The sequence below is a fragment of the Streptomyces sp. NPDC104106 genome, assembly GCF_055584345.1.
In genome coordinates, this window is sequence record NZ_JBVJMF010000021.1 from 50,810 (window position 1) to 71,658 (window position 20,849).

Sequence of the window (20,849 nt, forward strand, 5' to 3'; positions counted from 1 at the left end):
GAATCGCCTGTCGATACGTCTATTCGGCGACGTCGCGTGAAGTCCGCGCGGCAACGCCGAAGTGACCGAAGTACAGGTGCAGGTGTGACGGAGGTGCAGGGCGATGGCCGGTTTCCGGAGTCTGGCGAGACAGGTACGCGATCCGGGCTGCGATCTGGCACTGCGGCGGTACTCACTGCGCAAGTGCCTTGAGAAGTTCGCCCCTTACGGGCATCGGGCGACCTGGGACCATCTGTGCTCCCGGGCGGGCTTCGGCCCGGAGGACCGCTCCCCCGACCCGGCGCGGCTCGTGGCCGCACTGGAGGAGCTGGAGGAGGCCCGGTCCGTCTGGCTCGCCTACGAGACCGACTTCACCGAGCGGCGCAGGAAGGAGAAGCACGACGGGCTGCGCCGGCCGGGCAGCGTGGACGACTGGCACCGGCTGACCTGGGGGGGCTTCGGCGTCGCCTGGTGCGACGATCCTCGGGTGCACCCGGACGGGCCGCTGGCGGAGGTACTGCGCCGCCTCATCTCGGCCCTGGAGCGCGCACCGGGCTCCTGCTGCCCGGTGTGCGGCGGTCATCGCCTGGTCTGGCGCTACGGCCTGGACCACGAGCCGTCCTCCGGCCCGGTCTGCACGGACTGCGGCATCCTCGTGCCGCGCCCCGTACTCACCGCGCAGGCGCTGGAGTACGCCAGGCGGGGGCGGCTGCTGATGTCGGCCTGAGCGACGGGGCGCAACGGGGGGCGATTGTTTTTCTGGGGGGTGCGCAGGGGATGCCGCGCCCCCTGCCGTGCGGGGGCCGGGGCCGTTGTCAGTCGTGGGTGGCACCATCGGGACATGGTGCAGGTGTGTCTCAACGGACGCCGTTCGGCCGCCGACGGCGCGCAGGTTCCGATGTCCCCCGGAGAGATGGCCCGTTGCGCGGCGCAGGCCGTGGCGGCCGGGGCCACCTCGGTCCACGTCCACCCCAAGACGCCGTGCGGCCACGACAGCCTCTCCGCGCGCGTGCTCGCTCCGGTGCTCCAGGCGATACGGGCGCGGGTGCGGGTGCCGGTCGGGGTGACGACCGGCGCCTGGGCGGAGCCCGATCCCGAGGCCCGGCTCGCCCGGGTGCGCAGCTGGTCCGTGCTGCCCGACTTCGCCTCGGTCAACTGGCATGAACCGGGCGCCGAGGCGGTGGCCGGACAGCTCCTCGCCCGGGGCGTGGGCGTCGAGGCGGGCATCTGGTCCGGCACCGAGGGAGCGGCCCGGTTCGCGTCCTCCCCGCTCGGGCCGCGGGTGCTGCGTGTGCTGGCGGAGGTGACCGACCCGGGCCCGGCGACCGCCGAGGCCTCCGCGCGGGCCCTGCTGGCCGAGCTGGGCACCGCCCACGGCCGACCCGTGCTGCTGCACGGCGAGGAGGGCGGCACCTGGCCGGTGCTGCGGCTGGCCGGACGCCTCGGTCTGGCCACCCGGATCGGGCTGGAGGACACCCTGTTCCTGCCCGACGGTCAACGGGCTTCCGGGAACGCCCAGTTGGTCGCCGAGGGGCTCCGACGCTACCAGCCGTAAATCGGCTCGCTCCACCCTATTCCCGCCCGGACAGTGGAGCCGATGAAACCGAACCGATGACCAGGGGGAGTCCCATGTCCACGCTGCGGGTCACCGCCGAAGTGCTGACCGTCCACGAGCATCCGAACGCCGACGCGCTCGAACTGGCCCAGGTGGGCCTGTACCGGGCCGTCGTCGCCAAGGGCTCGTATCGCACCGGCGAGGCCGCCGTCTACATCCCCGAGCAGTCGGTGCTCCCGTCCGGGCTGATCGAGGAGCTGGGGCTGACCGGACGGCTGGCGGGCGGCGAGGCCAACCGCGTCAAGGCGGTGCGGCTGCGCGGCGAGCTGTCGCAGGGCATCGTGTGCCGGCCGAAGGCGCTGGCGGACGTGGACCTCGCGCGAGCCGCGGCCGAGGGCACGGACTTCGCGGAGCGGCTGGGCATCACCAAGTGGGTGCCGCCGGTCCCGCCGACCATGAACGGCGAGGTGGAGCCCGCTCCCGAGCTGCTGCCCTGGGTCGACATCGAGAACATCCAGCGCTATCCCGGCCTCTTCACCCCGGGCGAGCCGGTCGTCCTGACGGAGAAGCTGCACGGCTCGGCGTGCCTGCTGACGTACGTCGCGAAGGAGGGGAGGGTGTACGTCTCCTCCAAGGGGTTCGGCGCCAAGTCGCTGGCGCTGCAGGAGGATCCGCGCAACCTGTACTGGCGGGCGGTCCGGGGTCACGGCGTCGCCGAGGCGGCGGCCCGGCTGGCCGAGCGGCTCGGGGCGCGTCGGGTCGGCATCTTCGGTGAGGTGTACGGCGCGGGCGTGCAGGACCTGTCGTACGGCGCGGACGGACGGCGGGACACGCTGGGGTACGCGGCGTTCGACGTCTCGGCGGACGTGGACGGCGCCGTGCGCTGGCTGGACGCGGCACAGCTGCTGGAGGGGGAACTGCCGGTGGTGCCCCGGTTGTACGCGGGGCCGTACGACGTCGAGCGGGTGCTGGAGTTCGCGAGCGGTCGGGAGACGGCGTCCGGGCGGGGACTGCATCTGCGCGAGGGCGTGGTGATACGGCCGGCGGTGGAGCGGTACAGCGCGGTGACCGGGGGCCGGGCCATCGCGAAGGCGGTGAGCCCGGCGTACCTGACGCGCAAGGGCGGCACCGAGTACGAGTGAGCCGGTGCCGGGCGGGGCGCGGTCGCCCGCGGGCAGGGGGGCGTCAGCGCCCCTCCGCGAACAGCCGCGACCCCGTCAGCCGCTCGCCGAACACGTCGTCCGGGTTGGACAGGACGCAGTTCTCCAGCGACAGGCACCCGCATCCGATGCAGTCGGTGAGATGGTCGCGCAGGCGGTTGAGCTGTGTGATGCGCTCGTCCAGCTCCGAGCGCCATTTCTCCGACAGCCGCGCCCAGTCCTCGCGGGTCGGCGTCCGCCCCTCGGGGAGTTCCGCCAGGGCGTCCCGGATCGTGGCCAGCGGGATGCCGACCCGCTGGGCCGCGCGGACGAAGGCGACCCGGCGCAGGGTGTCACGGCCGTAGCGCCGCTGGTTGCCGGAGGTGCGGCGGCTGCTGATCAGGCCCTTGGACTCGTAGAAGTGCAGGGCGGAGACCGCGGCGCCGCTGCGCGCGGCCAGCTGCCCGACGGTCAGCTCGTGGATCTTCTCGGGAATCTGTGGCACTCCGCAGAGCCTAGGCGCTCCGCCGGACGTGCCGCGATACGCCGTCGGGCTGCCGCGGTCCGTTGACAGAGGCCGCCGAGCCGACCATGCTAAGCAGTTGCTTAGAGACGCGAGCGAGAGGCCGGGAACATGGCAGAACCGAGGACCTTCACCTCCCCCGACGAGTTGAGGGCCGCCGTGGGCGAGCAGCTGGGCTACACCGACTGGCTGGAGATCGACCAGAAGCGGATCGACCTGTTCGCCGAGGCCACGGGCGACCACCAGTGGATCCACGTGGACCCGGAGAAGGCCGCGGCGGGACCATTCCGGACGACCATCGCCCACGGGTACCTGACCCTCTCGCTGCTGCCGCTGTTCGGCCCGCAGCTGATCCGGGTCGAGGGCGTGAAGATGGGCGTCAACTACGGGACGAACAAGGTCCGCTTCCCCGCCCCCGTCCCGGTCGGCTCCCGGCTGCGTGCCACGGCGAAGATCGCCGACGTGGCGGACGTCACCGGCGGTGTGCAGGTGACCGTCGCCTTCACCGTGGAGCGCGAGGGCGGCGACAAGCCGGTGTGCGTGGCGGAGTCGGTGTCCCGGTACTACCTGTAGCCGTACCTGTGGCTATTTCGCGCCCACCATCCGGAGCACGAGGTCGGCGTAGAGCGCGCCGACCTCCTCGGGGGTGCGCGGGCCGTTCACGTTGAACCAGCGGGCCACGTCGATGCACAGCGAGAGCACGGCGAGCGTGGTGCCCTTGACGTCCAGCACGTCGAACTCGCCCGCGGCCACGCCGTCCTCGATGATCCCGCGGATCTCCGCGTCGACCTGGTGGCGCAGCGCGAGGATCTCGGCGCGGGCCTCGGGGCCGAGGGCGTCGAGTTCGTACTGCACGACCCGCGCGGTGGTGCGCCGGCCGGCGTGCCAGCGCACAAAGGAGCCGACCGCGTCGGCCAGCCGCTGCGTGGCCGTCCCCTCGCGCCGGGCCGCCGTGCGCAGGATGTCCAGGGCCTTGTCGTGGCCGATCCGGCTGATCCGGTGGAGCAGCTCTTCCTTGGTCTTGTAGTGGATGTAGAGCGCGGCCGGGCTCATGCCCGCGCGGCCCGCGATGTCGCGGGTCGTCGTCGCGTGGTAGCCGCGCTCGGCGAAGGCCTCGACGGCGGCGACGAGCAGCCGCCGGGCCGCGTCCGGGGTGACCTCTTCCCACGGCTCCATCTCGCCGCCGGTCGTCTCCTCCGCCGTACTCATCGCTCGCTCGCCCCTCTCGATGACAGGGGCACCACCATACCGCCGAAGGTGAGCGGGCGCTTAGTGTGCCTGCTCAGATCCGCTCAGATCTTCTCGAAGGGGTCGTGCTCGGCGAGGAGCTTCTCCAGCCGGGCCTGGTCGACGCGGCTGACGATCCGCCCGGCCTCCTGGCGGTCCCGGATCACCTTGGCCAGCGTGAAGGCGGAGGTGACGAGGTAGAGGACCGCGATCGCGAGGAAGGCCCGGACCCAGGCGTTGGTGTCGAGCTGGTAGATGCCGATCGCCGTGGCCGCCATGGCGATGGCGAAGGAGGCGACGGACTGGCCGTAGAAGGCGGCCGTGCTCTGCTGCTTGACCGGTGTGTCACTCATGGCCACGAGCATCGGCGGACGTGGCCCGCGCCACATCCGCGCTCCTACTCAGATCCGCTACTCAGAACGCCGAAACCCCGGTGAGGGAACGGCCGATGAGGAGCTTCTGGATCTGGCTGGTGCCCTCGTAGAGGGTCATCACGCGGGCGTCGCGCAGGAGTTTGCCGACCGGGTACTCGTCGATGTAGCCGTAACCGCCGAAGACCTGAAGGGCGTTGTTGGCGGCACGGACGGCGGCCTCGGAGGCGAACAGCTTGGCCTTGGAGGACTCGACGGCGAAGGGCCGCCCGCGGTCGATCAGATCGGCGACCCGCCAGGTCAGCAGCCGGGCCGCGTCGACGTCGACGGCGATGTCGCTGATCAGCTCCTGGACCAGCTGGTGGCCGGCGATGGGCGTGCCGAACTGCTCGCGCTCGCCCGCGTACCGGACGGCCGCGTCGAGCGCCGCCTGGGCTATGCCGACGCATCCGGCCGCCACCGACATCCGCCCCTTGGCGAGCGCCGACATGGCGACGGAGAACCCCTTGCCCTCCTCGCCGAGCAGGGCGGAGGCGGGCACCCGGACGTCCTCGAAGGCGAGTTCGGCGGTGGCCTGGCCGCGCAGGCCGAGCTTGCCGTGGACGGTGCGGCGGGCCAGACCGGGGGTGCTGGTGGGCACGAGGAAGGCGCTGACCCCCTTGTGACCGGGGGCGTCGGTGGAGCGGGCGAAGAGCAGCACGACGTCCGCCCAGGTCCCGTTGGTGATGAACATCTTGGTGCCGTTGATGACGTAGTCGTCGCCGTCACGGACGGCCCGGGTGGTGAGGCTGCCCGCGTCGGAACCGGTGCCGGGCTCGGTGAGGCCGAAGCAGCCGACGTACTCCCCGGAGGTCAGCCCCGGCAGCCAGCGGTGCCGCTGCTCCTCGCTCCCCCAGGCGGCGATCGTCTTGGCGACCAGCCCGAGGGAGACGGAGACGATCCCGCGCACGGAGGAATCGCCGCGGCCCAGCTCCTCCGTCACCAGGCAGTACGACAGATGGTCGCCGCCACAGCCGCCGTACTCCTCGGGGACGGTCAGCCCGAGGAAGCCGACCTCGCCGAGCTTCTCCACGATGCCCCGGTCGACCTCCTCGGCCCGGTCCCAGGCCACGACGTGCGGGGCGATCTCGCGCGCCACGAAGTCCCGGGCGAGCTGCCGTACGGCGGCCTGTTCCTCGCTCAGCTCCAGGTTCACCACGCGATCACCCCACACCAGACGGATCCACACCGGATGGATCTTGAAAGCCGTACATTTAAATTAGCACTGCTAGTTTCAATCCGCAGCCCTACTATGTGCGCCATGGCCCGACCGCGCAAGCCCCTCCTCAGCACCGACCGGATCGTCGCGACGGCCCGGGAACTCGTGGACCGCGAGGGACTGGCGGCCGTCTCCACCCGCCGGCTCGCCGCCGAACTCGGGGTGAGCGGGCCCTCGCTCTACAACCACTTCCGCACCAAGGACGAGATCCTGGAGGCGGTCGCGGACTCGGTGAGTGCCCTGGTGGACCTGGCGATGTTCGAGGACGGCCGCGACTGGCGCACCGCGCTGCACGACTGGGCCGTCTCCTACCGGGCCGCTCTGCGCGACCACCCGAACATCGTCCCCGTGTTGGCCAGGGGACCGGGGCGGCGCCCGGCCGCGCTCCGCCTCGCCGACGCGGTCTACGGCGCGATGGTCGACGCCGGCTGGCCGCCGGCCCAGGCGACCTCGATCGGCGCGCTGATGCGGTACTTCATCATGGGCTCGGCGCTCGGCTCGTTCGCCGGGGGCTTCGTGGACGACGCGAGCGCGTACGACCCGGCCGACTATCCCCATCTCGGCCAGGCCCACCTCCTCGCCGAGCAGCAGGAGAAGATCGACGAGCGCGCCTTCGAGGCCGGACTGGCGGCGCTGCTGGACGGGCTCGCGCTCCAGTACGAGCAGGCCGGTCTCGGGGTGCGGGGCGCGCAGCGATAGTTCGGCGGCGGCCGAAGTGTGCGTGCCGCATGCTGGGAGGCATGACCGCCAAGGATCCGCAGGCCGCCGCGTTGGCCTCGCTCGCCTCGCTGATCGCCGACGAGACCCGGGCCGACTGCCTGCTGGCGCTGCTCGACGGGCGGGCCTGGACGGCCGGAGAGCTGGCCCGGCACGCCGGGGTCGCGGCGTCCACGCTCAGCGAGCACCTGGGCAAGCTGGTGGCGGGCGGCCTGCTCGCCGAGGAACGGCAGGGCCGGCACCGGTACGTCCGGCTGGCCGACGCGCGCGTGGCGCAGTTGGTGGAGGACCTCGCCGCGTGCGTGCCCCCGGCGGCGGTACGGCGCACGCCGCGCACCCTGCGCGAGTCGAGCGCGGGCTCGGCCATGGCCCGGGGCCGCACCTGCTACGACCATCTCGCCGGGCGGCTGGGGATCGCGGTCACGGACGCGCTGACCGTGCGGGGCCTGCTGCGGCAGGACACCGGGTTCGCGCTCACGGACGCGGGGGTGCGGTGGTTCGGGGAGGCGGGAATCGCCCTCGATCTGTCGGGCCGGCGCCCGCTGGCCCGGGCGTGCCTGGACTGGACCGAACGCCGGCCCCATCTGGCCGGGGCGGCGGGGGCCGCGCTGTGCCGGCACGCGCTGGCGACGGGGTGGTGCGCGCGGATCGGCTCGGAGCGGGCGGTGAAGGTGACGCCGTCGGGAGAACGGGAGTTGGCGGCCCTGCTGGGGATCACCGCTGAAGCACTGCGCTGAAGTCGGCTCCCGGGACGCGGTGTCGCGTGGCCCGCCGGGTGCGGGGCGCGGGGGTGTCTCGCGCCCACGCGGCGGCACCCGACGTCGGTACGGCCCCGGCTGTTCGCGGCCGCTGACTCCGGCGAGACTGCTCACCCGTTCTCCGCCGGCGGCGTGGCCACCCCGGCCGACGCGGGGTGACAGGCGCGTCAGAACACCACCAGCGCGCGGCCGCCCTTGCCCGCGAGCATGTTCTCGAAGGCGGCCGGGATGCCCTCCAGGGCAATGCGTTCGGTGACCAGGGCGGACAGGTCCAGGCGGCCCGCCCGCACGTGTTCGGCGAGCACCGGCACATCGCGGGCGGGGTCGGTGTTGCCGTAGACGCAGCCGGACAGGGTGCGGCCCCAGTGGAAGATCTCCAGGGCGTTGAAGGTGACCTGCTCGTCCTTCCCGCCGATGCCGACCACCGTCGTCCGGCCGCCCCGGCGGGTCGAGTCCCAGGCGGCGCGGATGCTGACCGCCCGGCCCGCGCACTCCACGGCGACGTCGGCGCCCTGCTTGCCGGTCAGTGCGCGGATCTCCCGCGGGGTCGTGTCCGAGGCGAGGACGAAGTCCGTGGCGCCCGCGGCGCGCGCCAGCTCCTCCTTCGCCGGGGACACGTCGACGGCGATGATCCGCGGCGCTCCCGCGATGCGGGCCGACTGCAAGGTGGCGAGGCCCACTCCGCCGGCGCCGAAGACCGCCACCGTCTCGCCGGGGCGGACCTTCGCCGCGTGGTGGACGGCGCCGTAGCCGGTGAGGACGGCGCAGCCGAGGAGGGCCGCGTCCACCAGTGGTACGCCCTCGGGCAGGGGAAGCACACAGGAGGCCGGTACGACCGTCTCCTCGGCGAACGCGGCCACGTTCAGCCCGGGGTGGAGGTCGGTGCCGTCGGCGGTGCGGGCGTAGACGTCGGCGGCGCCGGCCAGGGCGTTGGCGCACAGCCAGACCTCGCCGAGGCCGCAGGCGTGGCACGCTCCGCAGGACGGAGCCCAGTTGAGGACCACGGGGCTGCCCGGCGTGACGTGGGTGACGCCCTCGCCCACCGCCACGACGGTGCCCGCGCCCTCGTGGCCGAGGACCGCCGGGACCGGCACCCGCATGGTGCCGTTGGACAGGGACAGGTCGGAGTGGCAGACACCGGCGGCGGCGAGGCGGACGCGGACCTGCCCGGGGCCCGGGTCGGGCAGGTCGATGCCGGTGATCTCCAGGGGGGCGCCGATGGCGGGCAGGACGGCGGCTCGTACGGCCATGGGTTCGCGTACTCCCTTAGAACTGGAGGGACTTGGTCTGGAGGTACTCGGCGAGTCCGTGCGCGCCGAGTTCCCGGCCGACCCCGGACTGCTTGTAACCGCCGAAGGGGGCCAGGGGGTTGAACCGGCCGCCGTTGATGTCGACCTGGCCGGTGTCCATGCGGCGGGCGAAGGCGACCGCCTCGGCCTCGTCACCGGCCCAGACGGCGCCCGCCAGGCCGTACACCGTGCCGTTGGCGATGCGCAGGGCGTCCTCCTCGTCGTCGTAGGGCAGGATCGCGAGGACGGGACCGAAGATCTCCTCCTGGGCGATGGTCATCTCCGGTGTGACGTCGGCGAAGACGGTCGGGCTGACGAAGTAGCCCTTCTCGCGCGGGGATTCGGGTCCACCGGCGACGAGCCGGGCACCCTCGGCGATGCCCTTCTCGATGTATCCGCGCACGCGTTCCCGCTGCCCCGCGTTGACGAGGGGGCCGATCCGGTCGCCGTACTTGGCGGCGGCGGTCCCGGCCAGCTCGACCGCCTCGGCGTACCGGTCGCGGTGGACCAGCATGCGGGTCCAGGCGCTGCACGTCTGGCCGGAGTTGGACATCACGTTGGCCACGCCGACCTTCACCGCCTTGGCGAGGTCGGCGCTCGGCAGGATGACGTTGGCGGACTTGCCGCCGAGTTCGAGGGCGACGTTCTTCACGGCCGCCCCGGCGGTGGCGCCGATCCGCCTGCCGACGGCCGTGGAGCCGGTGAAGGAGACCAGGTCGACGTCCGGGTGTTCGGCGAGGGCCTGGCCCGCGACCGGGCCGAGGCCGGTGACCAGGTTGAAGGCACCGGCCGGTACGCCCGCCTCGTGCACGGCCCCGGCGAACAGCTGGGCGGTGAGCGGGGTGTCCTCGGCGGGCTTGAGGACGACCGTGCAGCCGGCGGCGAGGGCCGGGGCGACCTTGGCGACGATCTGGTGGAGGGGGTAGTTCCAGGGGGTGATCGCGCCGACGACGCCGACCGGCTCGTACAGGACGGTGGAGTTGCCGACCTTCTCCTCGAAGGGGTGGGTGGCGGCCAGCTCGGCATAGGTGCCGGCGACCGCGATCGGCAGGCCGGCGTGCACCTCCCGGGCGAGCTTCTCGGGTGCGCCCAGCTCTGCGGTGACCGTCTCGGCGATCTCGTCCGCGCGGGCGGCGAGGGCGTCGCGCAGGGCGGCCAGGCGCGCGGCGCGCTCGGCGGGGGGTGTGGCGGCCCAGCCGGGCAGGGCGGCCCGGGCCGCGCGCACGGCCGCGTCGACGTCCGTCGCGCCACCGGCCGGCACCCGGCCGATGACCTCTTCGTCGGCCGGGTTCACGACGTCGATCACGTCCCCGCTCGCGGCGGGGCGCCAGGCGCCGTCGATGTACAGGCCGTCGTGTGCCTTCATGATGCTGCTTCCTCCCGGCGGGTCGGCATCGTCCGGCACACAAACTAGCGGCGTTAGTTTTCTGGCGCCATACAGCACCGGCGTCCGCCGGACGTTGCCGGACATCATGCCGGGCCGCACGGCGTTCGCGTCCTTCAGGCCGGGCCGCCGTCGCGGGACGCCGGTGCTGTATGGCGCGGGTCAGGACCGGCCACCGGACCGCCGGGCGGACCGCCCCCGCGACCTCGCCCGCTCCCGCAGCGGGCCCGGCATCCCGGGCCGAGAACGGCGGGGCGGCGGCCCGGGCGGGGCGGAAACGGCCACCCGGATTCAGCGGGCGACCCCGACCCGGTGGGCATGGCGGACGTGGGGCGTACGGACTCTCGGCGGGCGGGTTCGCGGGCGCCGGGCTCAGTGGGCGACCACCGCGTTGCCGGGTTCGCGTACGGCGGCGAGATGGGCGAAGACGACCGCGTTGCTGGTGTAGCCCGTCCTGCGGCTGTAGTAGCCGCCGCAGGTGAGGACGCGGAGTTCCGGTCGCCCGGCCGGAGCGTAGACCTCCTTGTCCGGGAAGCCCGCCCTGTCGAAGACCTTCATCCTGTCCACGCTGTAGACGGCGGTGCGGCCGTCGGCGCGCGTGACCTCGATGAGCTTGCAGGGTTTGATCTGGGCGAGCGCGGCGAAGACGGCCGGGCCGGTCGCGGTGTCCCGGTGGCCGACGGCGATCGCGGTGCCGGACTCGCCCGGCGTGGGGCCGCCCTCGTACCAGCCGACCAGCCTGGGCTTGTCCACGGGCGGACTCTCCAGCCGTCGGTCCTTGTCGAGCCGGAGGGCCATGACCGGTGCGTCGACACCGAGGAAGGGGATCCGGAAGGTCTTCGGCCGGGACCGGGGCAGCGGACGGGGCGGGGGTCCGGGAGGGGGCTCGCAGGACTGCCGTCCGCTCCCGTCCGTACGGCCGGCGGCCACCGCCGTGTCCGGTACACCCGCACGGCCGGGCCCCGCCTGCCCGTCGCCGCACCGGCTCCCCACCGTCACCAGGACGGCCACCAGCAGGGCCGTCCTGGTGAGACGGTAGGCGCGGGTCCGGTACCAGGGCCTGCGCTGACGCCTACGCGGCGCCATGAGGCCGCCGGCGGCTGCGCCGGAGATACATCACACCACCGACCGCGCTCAGCCCCACGGCGCCCGCGGCGGCCACCGGCGAGTACGCCGCGGCCGTGTCGATGAGACCGCCCCCACCCGCGTGGACGGCGCCCCTCGGCGGATCGTTGTGGTCCCTCCCGCCCCAACCCGCACCGTCCTGCTGATGGTGGTCCTGGTGGTCCTCGGACTGCCCGTTCGGACCGTGCCCCTCGTCGTGCCGGTCGTCGCGCCGGTCGTCGTGCCGGTCGTGGCAGTTGACGCGGAAGAGCTTCTCCTTGACGGCACCCGCCGCGACCCAGGTGAGCTTGTACTGCCCGTCGGTCAGGCCGATCACGTCCGTGTGGCCTGCGCCGCCCGCGAGCTGGATGACGCCGGTGAGGGTGGCGGCGCTGGGCAGCGGGGGCTGCGCCTGGATGATGTAGGGGATATTGGGCAGGATGTCGAAGTTGACGGCGTCGAGGTAGAACTTGCAGACCGTCGGCTCATCCTTCGTCACACCGTACGGTACGCCTACGCTGTGCACCCTGATGTCGCCGTTCTCCCCTTGGGCAGCCACATTCGGCGCCGCCACCCACGACGCACCCACCGCGGCGAGGGCGGCGATGACGACAGTGGCGCCCGCGCGGGAGCCGAGAGCGCGTGGTGAGGTCTGAGTGGGCATGCACATCCTCCGAGTCAGACGATTTTCATACAAATCCGTCTTTCGTCTGGACTCTGCGCGATGGCCGCCGCGACCCACGGCAGCGGCGCCCGACGCGCCGTCAGAGATCGCTCGTGCGGCGCAATCCCGGGCGCTTCGCCCGCTCCCCCGGAGGGTGGGCAGGCCGAGCCGCGCACGCTCGCGGCGGCCGAGGACGTAGGCGAGGACCAGGACGAACAGCAGACCCACGGCCAGGGCCGGGATCATCGGCACGAAGATGTCGGAGGCGTCGACCTTCAGCGCGGTGGCGGCGCGGGCCGTCGGACCGCCCCACGGCAGCGTGTCCATCACGCCGTTGGCCATGGCGGCCACACCGCTCATCACGACCAGGGACATCTTCAGGCGCTTGTACAGCGGGTACATCGCCGAGACAGTGACCATGAAGGTGGTGGAGCCGTCGCCGTCGAGGGAGACGATCGCGGCGAGGAGCGCCGTACCGAGGACGATGCGCAGCGGGTCGGCCCTGCAGAACTTCAGGATGCCCCGCACGACCGGGTCGAAGAGGCCGACGTCGATCATCACACCGAGGTAGACGATCGCGAACATGAGCATCGCGGCGGTGGGCGCGAGCCCGGTGACGCCGTCGATGACGTAGTCGCCCAGCTCGGCGCCCTTGCCGACGAACACGCAGAAGAGTGCGGGGATCAGCACGAGCGCCGCGATCGGCGACATGAGTGGATACCTGACGTTCGCCCTTGAACATCCCACCTGGGGGTCGGCGATGCGATGACGTTAGGTGCGTCCAGATGGCGTCAACAAGACGTTGACGTGCGAGCAATAAGCGCGAAAGTCCCGGTCACAGGCTTGCGGTGAGCTGGACGGGGATACCGTTCAGGACAGCGTTGCCCGACAGCGGGTCGAGCGCACTGCCGTCGAGGAGCTGGTTGACGTTGACGCCCGGGTTCCGGACGGCGTGGTTCATCCGGCTGCCGGGGCGGTCGTGGCCCCAGCCGTGCGGCAGGCTCACCACCCCGGGCCGGACCTCGTCGGTGATCTCGGCGGGAGCCACCACCTCTCCCCCCGCGCCCCGGACGCGTACGTGCGCCCCGTCCCGCACCCCCAGCCGGGCCGCGTCCTGCGGGTGGATGTGCAGGGTGCAGCGGTTGGAACCGCCGGTGAGGGCGGGGATGTTGTGCATCCAGCTGTTGTTGGAGCGCAGATGGCGGCGGCCGACGAGCACCAGTGCGTCCGGCCGCTCCCGCAGCGCCCGGCGCAGCCGGGGCAGGTCGGCGGCGACCGGTTCGGGCAGCAGTTCCACCCTGCCGCTGCGGGTCCTGAGCGGCTGCGGCAGCCGCGGGCGCAGCGGGCCGAGGTCGATGCCGTGCGGACGGTCGAGCAACCGGGCGAGGGTCAGACCCCCGGGCCGTGCTCCGAAACCGTCGCCGTACGGGCCGAGGCGCAGCATCATGTCCAGGCGCCGCTCGGGGCCGCCCTCGCCGGTGAGCCGGGCGGCGAGTTCCTTCGGGTCGCGGCCGTGCACCGGGGAGTGCTCCTCGGTCACGGCCCTGCCCAGGGTCTGGTCGATGACCATGTCGTCGACGGCGGCCGGGTCGGTCCCGTGCATGCCGGTCGCGGCCAGGATCAGCCGGGCGAGGATCTCGCTCTCGGCCATGCGGCCGGGCTCCAGCGGGACGGCCGGGCGGGTGTAGCGGACCTGGTTGCGGACGGCCAGGGTGTTGAAGGCGAAGTCGTGGTGCGGGCTCTGCGACGGCGGGGGCGGGGGCAGCACGACGTGGGCGTGGCGCGAGGTCTCGTTGAGGTACGGGTCGACGCTCACCATGAAGTCGAGGCGGTCCAGGGCCTTGTCGAGGCGGTCGCCGTCGGGCGCGGACAGCACCGGGTTGGCGGCTACGGCGATCAGGGCCCGCACCGGTGCGCCGTGCCCGGTGGCGGTGTCGATCTCCTCGGCGAGCGCCGACAGCGGCAACTCCCCCTTGGCCTCGGGCAGTTGGCGGACGCGGGAGCGCCAGCGGCCGAGGGTGAAGCCGCGTCCGGGGCCGGCCGGGCGCGGGGCCTTCCCGGTGGCGGCCTGCGGGAAGAGGGCACCGCCGGGCCGGTCCAGGTTGCCGGTGAGGACGTTGAGGACGTCGACCAGCCAGCTGGCCAGGGTGCCGTGCGGGACGGTGCAGGTGCCGATGCGGGCGTAGACGGCGGCGGTCGGGGCGGCGGCCAGTTCGCGGGCGAGGGTGCGGATGAGGTCCGCGTCGACGTCACAGGCGGCGGACACGGCTTCGGGGGTGAAGTCGACGAGTTCCGCCCGCAGTTCGGCCACGCCCTGGACGTGCGGGGCGAGGTCCTTCAGGTCGGCCAGGTCCTCTTCGAGGAGGGTGTGCGCCATCGCGGCGAGGAGCAGGGCGTCGGTACCGGGGCGGATCGCCAGGTGCCGGTCGGCCAGTCGCGCGGTGCGGGTACGGCGGGGGTCCACGACGGTGAGCCGGCCGCCGCGGGCCCTGAGCGCCTTCAGACGGCCGGGGAAGTCGGGGGCGGTGCACAGACTGCCGTTGGATTCCAGGGGGTTGGCGCCGATGAGGAGCAGATGGTCGGTGTGGTCCAGGTCCGGGACGGGGATGGCGTTCGCGTCGCCGAAGAGCAGTCCGCTGGAGACGTGCTTGGGCATCTGGTCGAGCGTGGAGGCGGTGAAGACGCTGCGGGTGCGCAGGGCGCCGAGCAGGACGGGGGGATAGAGGGCGCCCGCGACGGTGTGCACGTTGGGGTTGCCGAGGACCACGCCGACGGCGTCGGGGCCGTACCGCTCCACGACCGGGCGCAGGCCTGCCGCGATCGCGTCGAAGGCCTCGCCCCAACCGGCCTCGCGCAGGCGGCCGTTCTCCCTGAGGAGCGGGGTGCGCAGCCGGTCGGGGTCGGCGTCGAGCGCGGGGAAGGCGGCTCCCTTGGGGCAGATGAAGCCCTTGCTGAAGACGTCCTCGCGGTCGCCGCGGGCGCCGGTGACCCGGGTGCCGTCGACGGTGAGGGCCAGCCCGCAGGTGGCTTCGCACAGCGGACAGATACGCAGGGCGGTGCGGGGCATGGGTCCTCCCGGTGCGGGGCGACGGCGGCGGGTGCGCGAGCCGAGCATACCGACCGGTACGCATGGCGGGGAGTCCCCGGGGTGAACGCGGTGGGACCCGTCAGTCGAGCACGCGTCCCAGGTACGCCCGCAGCAGCTCGCGCGTCTCCGCGATGATCGCCTCGTCTCCCCGCGGGTCCGTGCGGAAGGCCAGCTGGACGAGGGTGTCCGCGCTCTCCACGGCGACCAGGAAGACCCGGCGCAGGTCGTCGTCCGGGGCGCGGCCGACGTATCCGGAGAGCAGGTGGACGAGCCGGTCGGCGACCCGGGTGTTGGGCTCGGCCTTCCGCACGCCCACCGGTATCTGGTTGCCGAAGTCGACCAGGGAGAAGCCGGGCGCGGTGCGCTTCATGGCCAGGTACTCGTCGAGGACGGCGTCCATCGCGGCCCGCCAGTCCCCCGCGGGGGCCTGCCTCAGCCGCTCGGTGACGCGCTCGGTGTAGCGCTCCAGGTTGCGCTGGGCCAGGGCGTCGGCCATCTGCCGTTTGTTGCCGAAGAAACGGTAGACGGAGCCGATGGGCACGCCGGCCCGCAGCGCGACCGCGCGGGTGCTCAGATCGTCGTAGCCGACCTCGTCGAGGAGTTCGGCACAGGCGTCGAGGATCCTGGTCAGCCGTTCGGCACTGCGCCGCTGGACGGGCGCACGGCGGAGCGATGTCGCGTGGGGCACGGGCTTCATGATGCCTCTCCGCCTCGGGTCAGGTGAACCTCGCCCTCCCCTACGGAGAACGGTGGGCGGTGCACTCATCGCCCGCGCTCATCGCACCGGGGAGCCGCCCATGGTGGGCGCGGTCGGCCCACCGGGGGTTCGCACGGGTGTCGCCGGGGAGGCCGGCGTCGGGGCTGACGTGGGGGTCCGCGAAGGCTCCGGGTCCGACACCGTGATGTCGGCGGTGCTCTGGACCGGCTCGCCGTGGACGGCCCACGCCGTGCCGTCGTCGGCGTACAGGCGGGCCATGACGTGGTGGGTGCCGTGCGGGACGAGCCGGCCGGGCAGATGGTAGTCGGGCGAGCGCAGCCGGGCGGCCTCGCGGCCGTCGACGAAGAGGTACGCGAGCCCGTGTCCGGGGACCGCCGTGTGCCCGGCTCCGGGCGCGGAGCAGCGGAAGCGGCGGAAGGCCAGGCGTACGTCCCAGCCGCCCCGCGGGTCCGGGGTGACCTCGACGCCGACGTCGGGCGCGCCCTTCGCGTCGACCTCGCGCAGGTGGCGGCCGGCCCCGTCGGTGCCGTCCAGGACCTTGCCGACCGGTGCGGTCGACGGCGCGCCGGAGCCCGCCCGGGCGTGGCCGCCCGCGCAGCCCGCCGCGCCGAGCGGCAGCAGGACGCACGCCGCGAGCGCGGCGAGGGTTCTGCGGGGCGTCGGCGTCCAGGGCATGACCGGGAGGGTAGAGCAGTGCTCCGGACTTCTGAATCCACCTGAGGTCTGGTTCCAGCCGCCCTTTGTGGTCCCCCGGACGCAGTGGCGGGATCCCCTTGCGTCCGCCCCCGCTCATTCCTACGGTGTTACATAGGAATCGCGGGTCGCGGCAGACGCGCCGCGGGAGCGCAAGGGAGCGATCATGAACGGGGACGCGCGGAAGACCGCCGCGGGACTGTCGTACCTGACGGGGTTCGGCAACGAACACGCCTCCGAGGCGGTGCCGGGTGCCCTGCCCGAGGGCCGCAACTCGCCGCAGCGCGCGCCGCTCGGCCTGTACGCGGAGCAGCTGAGCGGCTCGGCCTTCACCGAGCCCCGGGCGCACAACCGCCGCTCCTGGCTCTACCGCATCCGCCCCTCGGCCGCCCACCCGGCGTTCACACGCACGGACAACGGCGCGATCCGTACGGCTCCTTTCACCGAGTCCGTGCCCGACCCCAACCGGCTGCGCTGGAACCCGCTGCCCGAGCCGCCCGCCGGCACCGACTTCCTCGCCGGGCTGTGGACGCTCGGCGGCAACGGCGACGCGGCCCAGCGCACCGGCATGGCCGTGCACCTGTACCACGCCAACGCCTCGATGGAGCGGGTCTTCTCCGACGCCGACGGGGAGTTGCTGGTCGTTCCCGAGCGCGGCGGGCTGCTGCTGCACACGGAGTTCGGCCGGCTGCATGTGGAGCCCGCCCATGTGGCGCTGATCCCCCGCGGGGTGCGCTTCCGTGTGGAGCTGCTCGACGATTCCGCCCGGGGGTATGTGTGCGAGAACTACGGGGCACCGTTCCGCCTGCCCGACCTCGGCCCGATCGGCGCCAACGGCCTCGCCAACGCCCGGGACTTCCGCGCGCCGGTCGCCGCGTACGAGGAGGTGGCGGGCCCGGTGGAGGTGGTGAACAAGTTCTGCGGCAACCTCTGGACGGCCACCTACGACCACTCCCCGCTCGACGTGGTCGCCTGGCACGGCAACCATGTGCCCTACGTCTATGACCTTCGCCGTTTCAATGTGATCGGCACCATCTCCTACGACCACCCCGACCCGTCCATCTTCACGGTCCTGACGTCGCCGTCGGACACGCCGGGCCTGGCCTGTGTCGACTTCGTCCTCTTCGCCCCGCGCTGGCTGGTGGGCGAGGACACCTTCCGGCCGCCGTACTTCCACCGGAACGTGATGAGCGAGTACATGGGCCTGATCGAGGGCGCCTACGACGCGAAGGCCGAGGGCTTCGTGCCGGGCGGCGGCTCGCTGCACAACATGATGTCGGCGCACGGCCCGGACCGTGAGACGTTCGACCGGGCGAGCGCGGCCGAGCTGAGGCCGCAGAAGGTCGACGACGGGCTGGCGTTCATGTTCGAGACCCGCTGGCCGGTGACCCTCACCGCGCACGCGGCGAGCGCCGGCCACCTCCAGCGGCACTACGACGACGTGTGGCGGGGCCTGGAGCCCCACTTCCGGGCGTGACACCTGTGTTGCGCCTGATGTTCCCCGACAGGTACGGATAACCGTGTGACCTCCTTCGCCCCGGACTCGATCGTCCTGAACCGCAAGCTGCCGCTCTGGTACCAGGTGTCGCAGTCCCTGCGCGCCTCGATACTCGGCCGCTCGCCCGAGGCCCCGCTGCGGCTGCCCACCGAGGAGCAGCTGGCGGAGCACTACGGGGTGAGCGTGCTGACGATGCGGCAGGCGCTGAAGGAGCTGGAGGACGAGGGCCTGATCAGCCGGCACCGGCGGCGCGGCACGTTCATCGAGCCCGGCGTGCAGCGGGGCGCCCCGGTGCGGCTGCTGGGCTCGGTGGACGCGATCGTGGCCCAGCAGTCCGGGATGACGACCGAGCTGCTGGACCACGGCATCGTGCCCGTGCCGCCGGCGCTCGCCGAGTACTTCCCGGACCTCGACGCGGTGGCGGCGTACCACCGGCTGCGCAGCGACGAGAAGACCGGCGAGCCGACGAACCACGCCGTCAACCACATCCGCCCCGAACTGGCCGCGCGCGTCGACCTGCAGGACCTGATCCGCTGGCCGATGACGAAGGTGCTGCGGGACGTCGTCGGCGCGGACATCAGCCGCATCACGGACACGGTGGAGGCCCGCCTCGCCGACCCGGAGACCGCGCGCCTCCTCCAGGTCCCGCTGCTCAGCCCGATCCTGCACTACACGGGCGTGACGTACGACAGCGCGGGGCGGGTGCTGGACGTGGCGGTGATCCACTACCGGGGGGACCGGTTCTCGTTCACGGTGACGCTGGAGGCGACCTGATCCCGGCGGCGCGGGCAGGCCGTACCATGCCGTGCGTGACGTACGACGACGCTCCGCTGCTGGCGGACCTCATGCCGTGGTCCGTCGCACCGCCGAGGCCGGGCCGCGCCTGGCCGGCGGCGCCCGACCCGGCCTCGCTGAAGGCCCGCTGGGACGCGCTGCTGAAGGCCGAAGGAGCGGACCGCCGGGCCCTGTTCGAGCCGAGCCGCGCCCGCACCCTCGACTCGGCGGTGGGCCAGTTGCCGGGCCAGACGACCGGCACGGAGCGACTGGCCCGCGCCGAGGGTCCCTGCGCGGAGCCGGTACGGGTGCTGGCCGCCCCCTTCGACGAGCAGTGGCTGATCCCCGACCACCGGCTGCTGGACGCGGCCCGCCCGGAGCTGTGGCGGGTGGCGGACGCCCACCAGGTGTTCACGGCCGAGACGGCCGACCCCGGCGCTCCGCTGCTGGCGACCTCCCTCCTGCCCGTGCTCCGCACGGCCCGCGTCCGCCCCCTCTACCGCCGTCCCGGCGGCACGGAACCCAACCTGGCACCGGGCCTGCTGGACCATCTCGCGGACCGGCTCGGCACCCGCCCCACGGCCGCGGACCTGCTCGCCTGGATCCTGGCGGCGGTCCGCCCGGACCTCACCGTGCCGCTCACCGGCGACTCCGTCATGTGGCACGAGGGAGTGGAGCTGGGCCGGCGCACACTGTGGCTGATGCGCCGCGACGGCGAACGCCCCCGGCTGCCGGGCGGCCGCCGCCCGTACGTCCGCGCGCCCCTGCCGAGCCGCCCCGCGACGCTCCACTACGACCCCGACGAGGAGGCCCTCCACCTCGGCGAGGGCCGCATCTCACCCGTGCCGCCGCAGGCCTGGGAGTACGAGGTGGCCGGGGTCCGGGTGCTGGAGTCCTGGTTCACGGCCCGTACGGCCCCGGCCGCACCCGGCACCCTGGCCGCGATCCGCCCCGCGACCTGGCCGCAGACCTGGACGTCGGAGCTGCTGGAACTCATCACCGTCCTGACCCTGCTGGCCGAACTGCGGCCGGTGCGAGCCGGGTTCACGGTGGCCTCACCGCTCACCGCCGCCGAGCTGCGCGAGGCGGGCGTCCTGCCGGCACCGGAGGCGTGCCGCCGCCCGGCCTCGGTCCTGGACCACCACGAGGAGGGCCCGGAGGGCCAGTTCGCCCTTCTCTAGCGGCACTTCGGGGACGGGTCCCGGACGGGCGGCCTCAGGAAGTCGAGCCGGCGGCCGGGGCGGGGGTCCGGGCACGGGGGTGCGCCCGAGCCGGATCAGCACGCCGCGAGGGGCTCGCGTCCCAGCTCGAGGGCGCGGAGAACCGCGCGACCAGCCGACAACGACCCGCACCCGCCGGACCGCCCCGGCTAGCGCGGCGCGTACCCGTCCAGCACCCTTCCCAGCGCCCGCTCGAAGACCCCCTCCAGATCCGCCGGGCCCGCGTCCTCCGCGAGCGCCTCCGCCAGCCTCGGAAACGCGCCGGAGGCGAGCTGCCGGACCAGATGGGCACCGCGCGCGGCGTTCTCCTCGGCCTCCGACCACGGCAGCGCCCGGACCCGCTCGGCGGTGTCGAGTTCGTTGCGGACGTACGTCGTGACCACGCCGTTCACCATGGCGACGAGTTCCAGCTTCGTGCCGTAGCGCGCCTCCAGCGGTTCCAGGCAGGCCAGGCAGTGCTCCAGATAGCGCAGGGCGTTCGGGCTGAAGCCGTAGACCGGGGACATCAGGCGCGGCATCCACGGGTGCCGGCGCATCAGCGCGCGCGTCTCGCGGGCCACCCGGAGCAGATCGGCACGCCAGTCGCCGCTCGGCTCCCAGAGCACGTGCTCCGCGCTCGCCGCGTCCATCATCAGCTCGTACAGGTCCTCCTTGCGGGGGACGTAGTTGTACAGCGACATGGTGCCGCACCCCAGTTCGGCCGCGACGTGCCGCATCGACACCGCGTCGAGCCCCTGCGCGTCGGCGATCCGGACGGCGGCGGCCGCGATGTCGTCGCGCGTGTACGCCGGCTTCGGCCCCCGCCCGGTGCGCTCGGGGCGCGCCCAGATCACCTCGGGGACGGCCCCTCGGACTGCCATCGCTCATCACCTCGGCCTCCATCCTAGTTA

General features: G+C 73.2%; 20 protein-coding genes and 1 pseudogene. 9 read left to right on the top strand and 12 right to left on the bottom strand.

Going from position 1 to position 20,849, the window contains the following annotated elements; all coding sequences use genetic code 11:
- Window positions 1-103: 103 nt before the first annotated feature.
- From ACZ60X_RS35520 to ACZ60X_RS35530, 3 genes are all read left to right on the top strand, one after another.
- Complete coding sequence (locus tag ACZ60X_RS35520) at window positions 104-706, top strand: hypothetical protein (protein WP_469607622.1); 603 nt, start codon at window positions 104-106, stop codon at window positions 704-706.
- Between the two features lie 114 nt (window positions 707-820).
- Window positions 821-1,534, top strand: a complete 714-nt coding sequence (locus ACZ60X_RS35525) for a 3-keto-5-aminohexanoate cleavage protein (protein ID WP_469607625.1) — start codon at window positions 821-823, stop codon at window positions 1,532-1,534.
- A gap of 74 nt (window positions 1,535-1,608) precedes the next feature.
- Window positions 1,609-2,676, top strand: a complete 1,068-nt coding sequence (locus tag ACZ60X_RS35530; RefSeq protein ID WP_469607628.1) for an RNA ligase (ATP) — start codon at window positions 1,609-1,611, stop codon at window positions 2,674-2,676.
- 43 nt (window positions 2,677-2,719) lie between these two features.
- Here the strand turns inward: ACZ60X_RS35530 and soxR are convergent, their stop codons facing one another.
- Window positions 2,720-3,178, bottom strand: a complete 459-nt coding sequence (gene soxR / locus ACZ60X_RS35535) for a redox-sensitive transcriptional activator SoxR (protein ID WP_469607631.1) — start codon at window positions 3,176-3,178, stop codon at window positions 2,720-2,722.
- Between the two features lie 129 nt (window positions 3,179-3,307).
- Here soxR and ACZ60X_RS35540 point away from each other — a divergent pair, with 129 nt between their 5' ends.
- Window positions 3,308-3,769, top strand: a complete 462-nt coding sequence (locus ACZ60X_RS35540; RefSeq protein ID WP_469607634.1) for a MaoC family dehydratase — start codon at window positions 3,308-3,310, stop codon at window positions 3,767-3,769.
- Between the two features lie 12 nt (window positions 3,770-3,781).
- Here ACZ60X_RS35540 and ACZ60X_RS35545 read toward each other — a convergent pair whose 3' ends face one another.
- The 3 genes from ACZ60X_RS35545 to ACZ60X_RS35555 all read right to left on the bottom strand — a co-directional run bounded on the left by ACZ60X_RS35545 (window position 3,782) and on the right by ACZ60X_RS35555 (window position 5,989).
- On the bottom strand, window positions 3,782-4,405 hold the full coding sequence (locus ACZ60X_RS35545; RefSeq protein ID WP_469607636.1) for a TetR/AcrR family transcriptional regulator: 624 nt from the start codon (window positions 4,403-4,405) through the stop codon (window positions 3,782-3,784).
- An 83-nt stretch (window positions 4,406-4,488) separates the two neighbouring features.
- Window positions 4,489-4,776, bottom strand: coding sequence for a YiaA/YiaB family inner membrane protein (locus ACZ60X_RS35550; protein ID WP_469607639.1), 288 nt, complete (start codon window positions 4,774-4,776; stop codon window positions 4,489-4,491).
- A 61-nt stretch (window positions 4,777-4,837) separates the two neighbouring features.
- Entirely contained in the window at window positions 4,838-5,989 is a 1,152-nt protein-coding gene (locus ACZ60X_RS35555; protein ID WP_469607862.1) for an acyl-CoA dehydrogenase family protein, read from the bottom strand.
- A 105-nt stretch (window positions 5,990-6,094) separates the two neighbouring features.
- On the opposite strand from ACZ60X_RS35555, the gene ACZ60X_RS35560 reads away from it, so the two are divergent.
- Together ACZ60X_RS35560 and ACZ60X_RS35565 are read left to right on the top strand one after the other, a co-directional pair.
- The gene (locus ACZ60X_RS35560) at window positions 6,095-6,751 is read left to right on the top strand and encodes a TetR/AcrR family transcriptional regulator (RefSeq protein ID WP_469607643.1); all 657 of its coding nucleotides are present in this window, start codon (window positions 6,095-6,097) and stop codon (window positions 6,749-6,751) included.
- A 41-nt stretch (window positions 6,752-6,792) separates the two neighbouring features.
- A complete protein-coding gene (locus ACZ60X_RS35565) occupies window positions 6,793-7,506 on the top strand; it encodes an ArsR/SmtB family transcription factor (RefSeq protein WP_469607645.1) in 714 nt (237 codons plus the stop codon).
- A 188-nt stretch (window positions 7,507-7,694) separates the two neighbouring features.
- Here ACZ60X_RS35565 and ACZ60X_RS35570 read toward each other — a convergent pair whose 3' ends face one another.
- The 7 genes and pseudogenes from ACZ60X_RS35570 to ACZ60X_RS35600 form a co-directional block, all read right to left on the bottom strand.
- Window positions 7,695-8,777 (bottom strand): Zn-dependent alcohol dehydrogenase, encoded by a 1,083-nt coding sequence (locus tag ACZ60X_RS35570; protein WP_469607647.1) that lies wholly within the window; start codon window positions 8,775-8,777, stop codon window positions 7,695-7,697.
- 16 nt (window positions 8,778-8,793) lie between these two features.
- Window positions 8,794-10,182, bottom strand: a complete 1,389-nt coding sequence (locus tag ACZ60X_RS35575) for an aldehyde dehydrogenase family protein (protein WP_469607650.1) — start codon at window positions 10,180-10,182, stop codon at window positions 8,794-8,796.
- Window positions 10,183-10,572: 390 nt separating this feature from the next.
- Window positions 10,573-11,286: a class F sortase gene (locus ACZ60X_RS35580; RefSeq protein ID WP_469607654.1), complete on the bottom strand. Its 714-nt coding sequence runs from the start codon at window positions 11,284-11,286 to the stop codon at window positions 10,573-10,575.
- A pseudogene (locus ACZ60X_RS35585) lies at window positions 11,273-12,679 on the bottom strand (SLC13 family permease); the annotation flags it as partial. The pseudogene ACZ60X_RS35585 and the gene ACZ60X_RS35580, both read right to left, overlap by 14 nt.
- Window positions 12,680-12,803: 124 nt before the next feature.
- Window positions 12,804-15,035 carry a molybdopterin oxidoreductase family protein gene (locus ACZ60X_RS35590; RefSeq protein ID WP_469607657.1) on the bottom strand — a complete coding sequence of 744 codons (2,232 nt, stop codon included), beginning with the start codon at window positions 15,033-15,035 and terminating at the stop codon, window positions 12,804-12,806.
- A 100-nt stretch (window positions 15,036-15,135) separates the two neighbouring features.
- Window positions 15,136-15,753 (bottom strand): TetR/AcrR family transcriptional regulator, encoded by a 618-nt coding sequence (locus tag ACZ60X_RS35595; protein WP_469607659.1) that lies wholly within the window; start codon window positions 15,751-15,753, stop codon window positions 15,136-15,138.
- Window positions 15,754-15,831: 78 nt separating this feature from the next.
- Window positions 15,832-16,449, bottom strand: a complete 618-nt coding sequence (locus ACZ60X_RS35600; protein WP_469607662.1) for a hypothetical protein — start codon at window positions 16,447-16,449, stop codon at window positions 15,832-15,834.
- A gap of 184 nt (window positions 16,450-16,633) precedes the next feature.
- On the opposite strand from ACZ60X_RS35600, the gene hmgA reads away from it, so the two are divergent.
- The 3 genes from hmgA to ACZ60X_RS35615 are packed head-to-tail and all read left to right on the top strand — an operon-like array spanning window position 16,634 to window position 19,920.
- On the top strand, window positions 16,634-17,944 hold the full coding sequence (gene hmgA / locus ACZ60X_RS35605; protein ID WP_469607664.1) for a homogentisate 1,2-dioxygenase: 1,311 nt from the start codon (window positions 16,634-16,636) through the stop codon (window positions 17,942-17,944).
- Window positions 17,945-17,989: 45 nt separating this feature from the next.
- Window positions 17,990-18,739 carry a GntR family transcriptional regulator gene (locus ACZ60X_RS35610; protein ID WP_469607667.1) on the top strand — a complete coding sequence of 250 codons (750 nt, stop codon included), beginning with the start codon at window positions 17,990-17,992 and terminating at the stop codon, window positions 18,737-18,739.
- Window positions 18,740-18,765: 26 nt separating this feature from the next.
- Window positions 18,766-19,920, top strand: coding sequence for a type ISP restriction/modification enzyme (locus ACZ60X_RS35615; protein WP_469607670.1), 1,155 nt, complete (start codon window positions 18,766-18,768; stop codon window positions 19,918-19,920).
- A gap of 188 nt (window positions 19,921-20,108) precedes the next feature.
- On the opposite strand, the gene ACZ60X_RS35620 is transcribed toward ACZ60X_RS35615, so the two are convergent.
- Window positions 20,109-20,819: a TetR/AcrR family transcriptional regulator C-terminal domain-containing protein gene (locus ACZ60X_RS35620; RefSeq protein ID WP_469607673.1), complete on the bottom strand. Its 711-nt coding sequence runs from the start codon at window positions 20,817-20,819 to the stop codon at window positions 20,109-20,111.
- Window positions 20,820-20,849 lie beyond the last annotated feature (30 nt).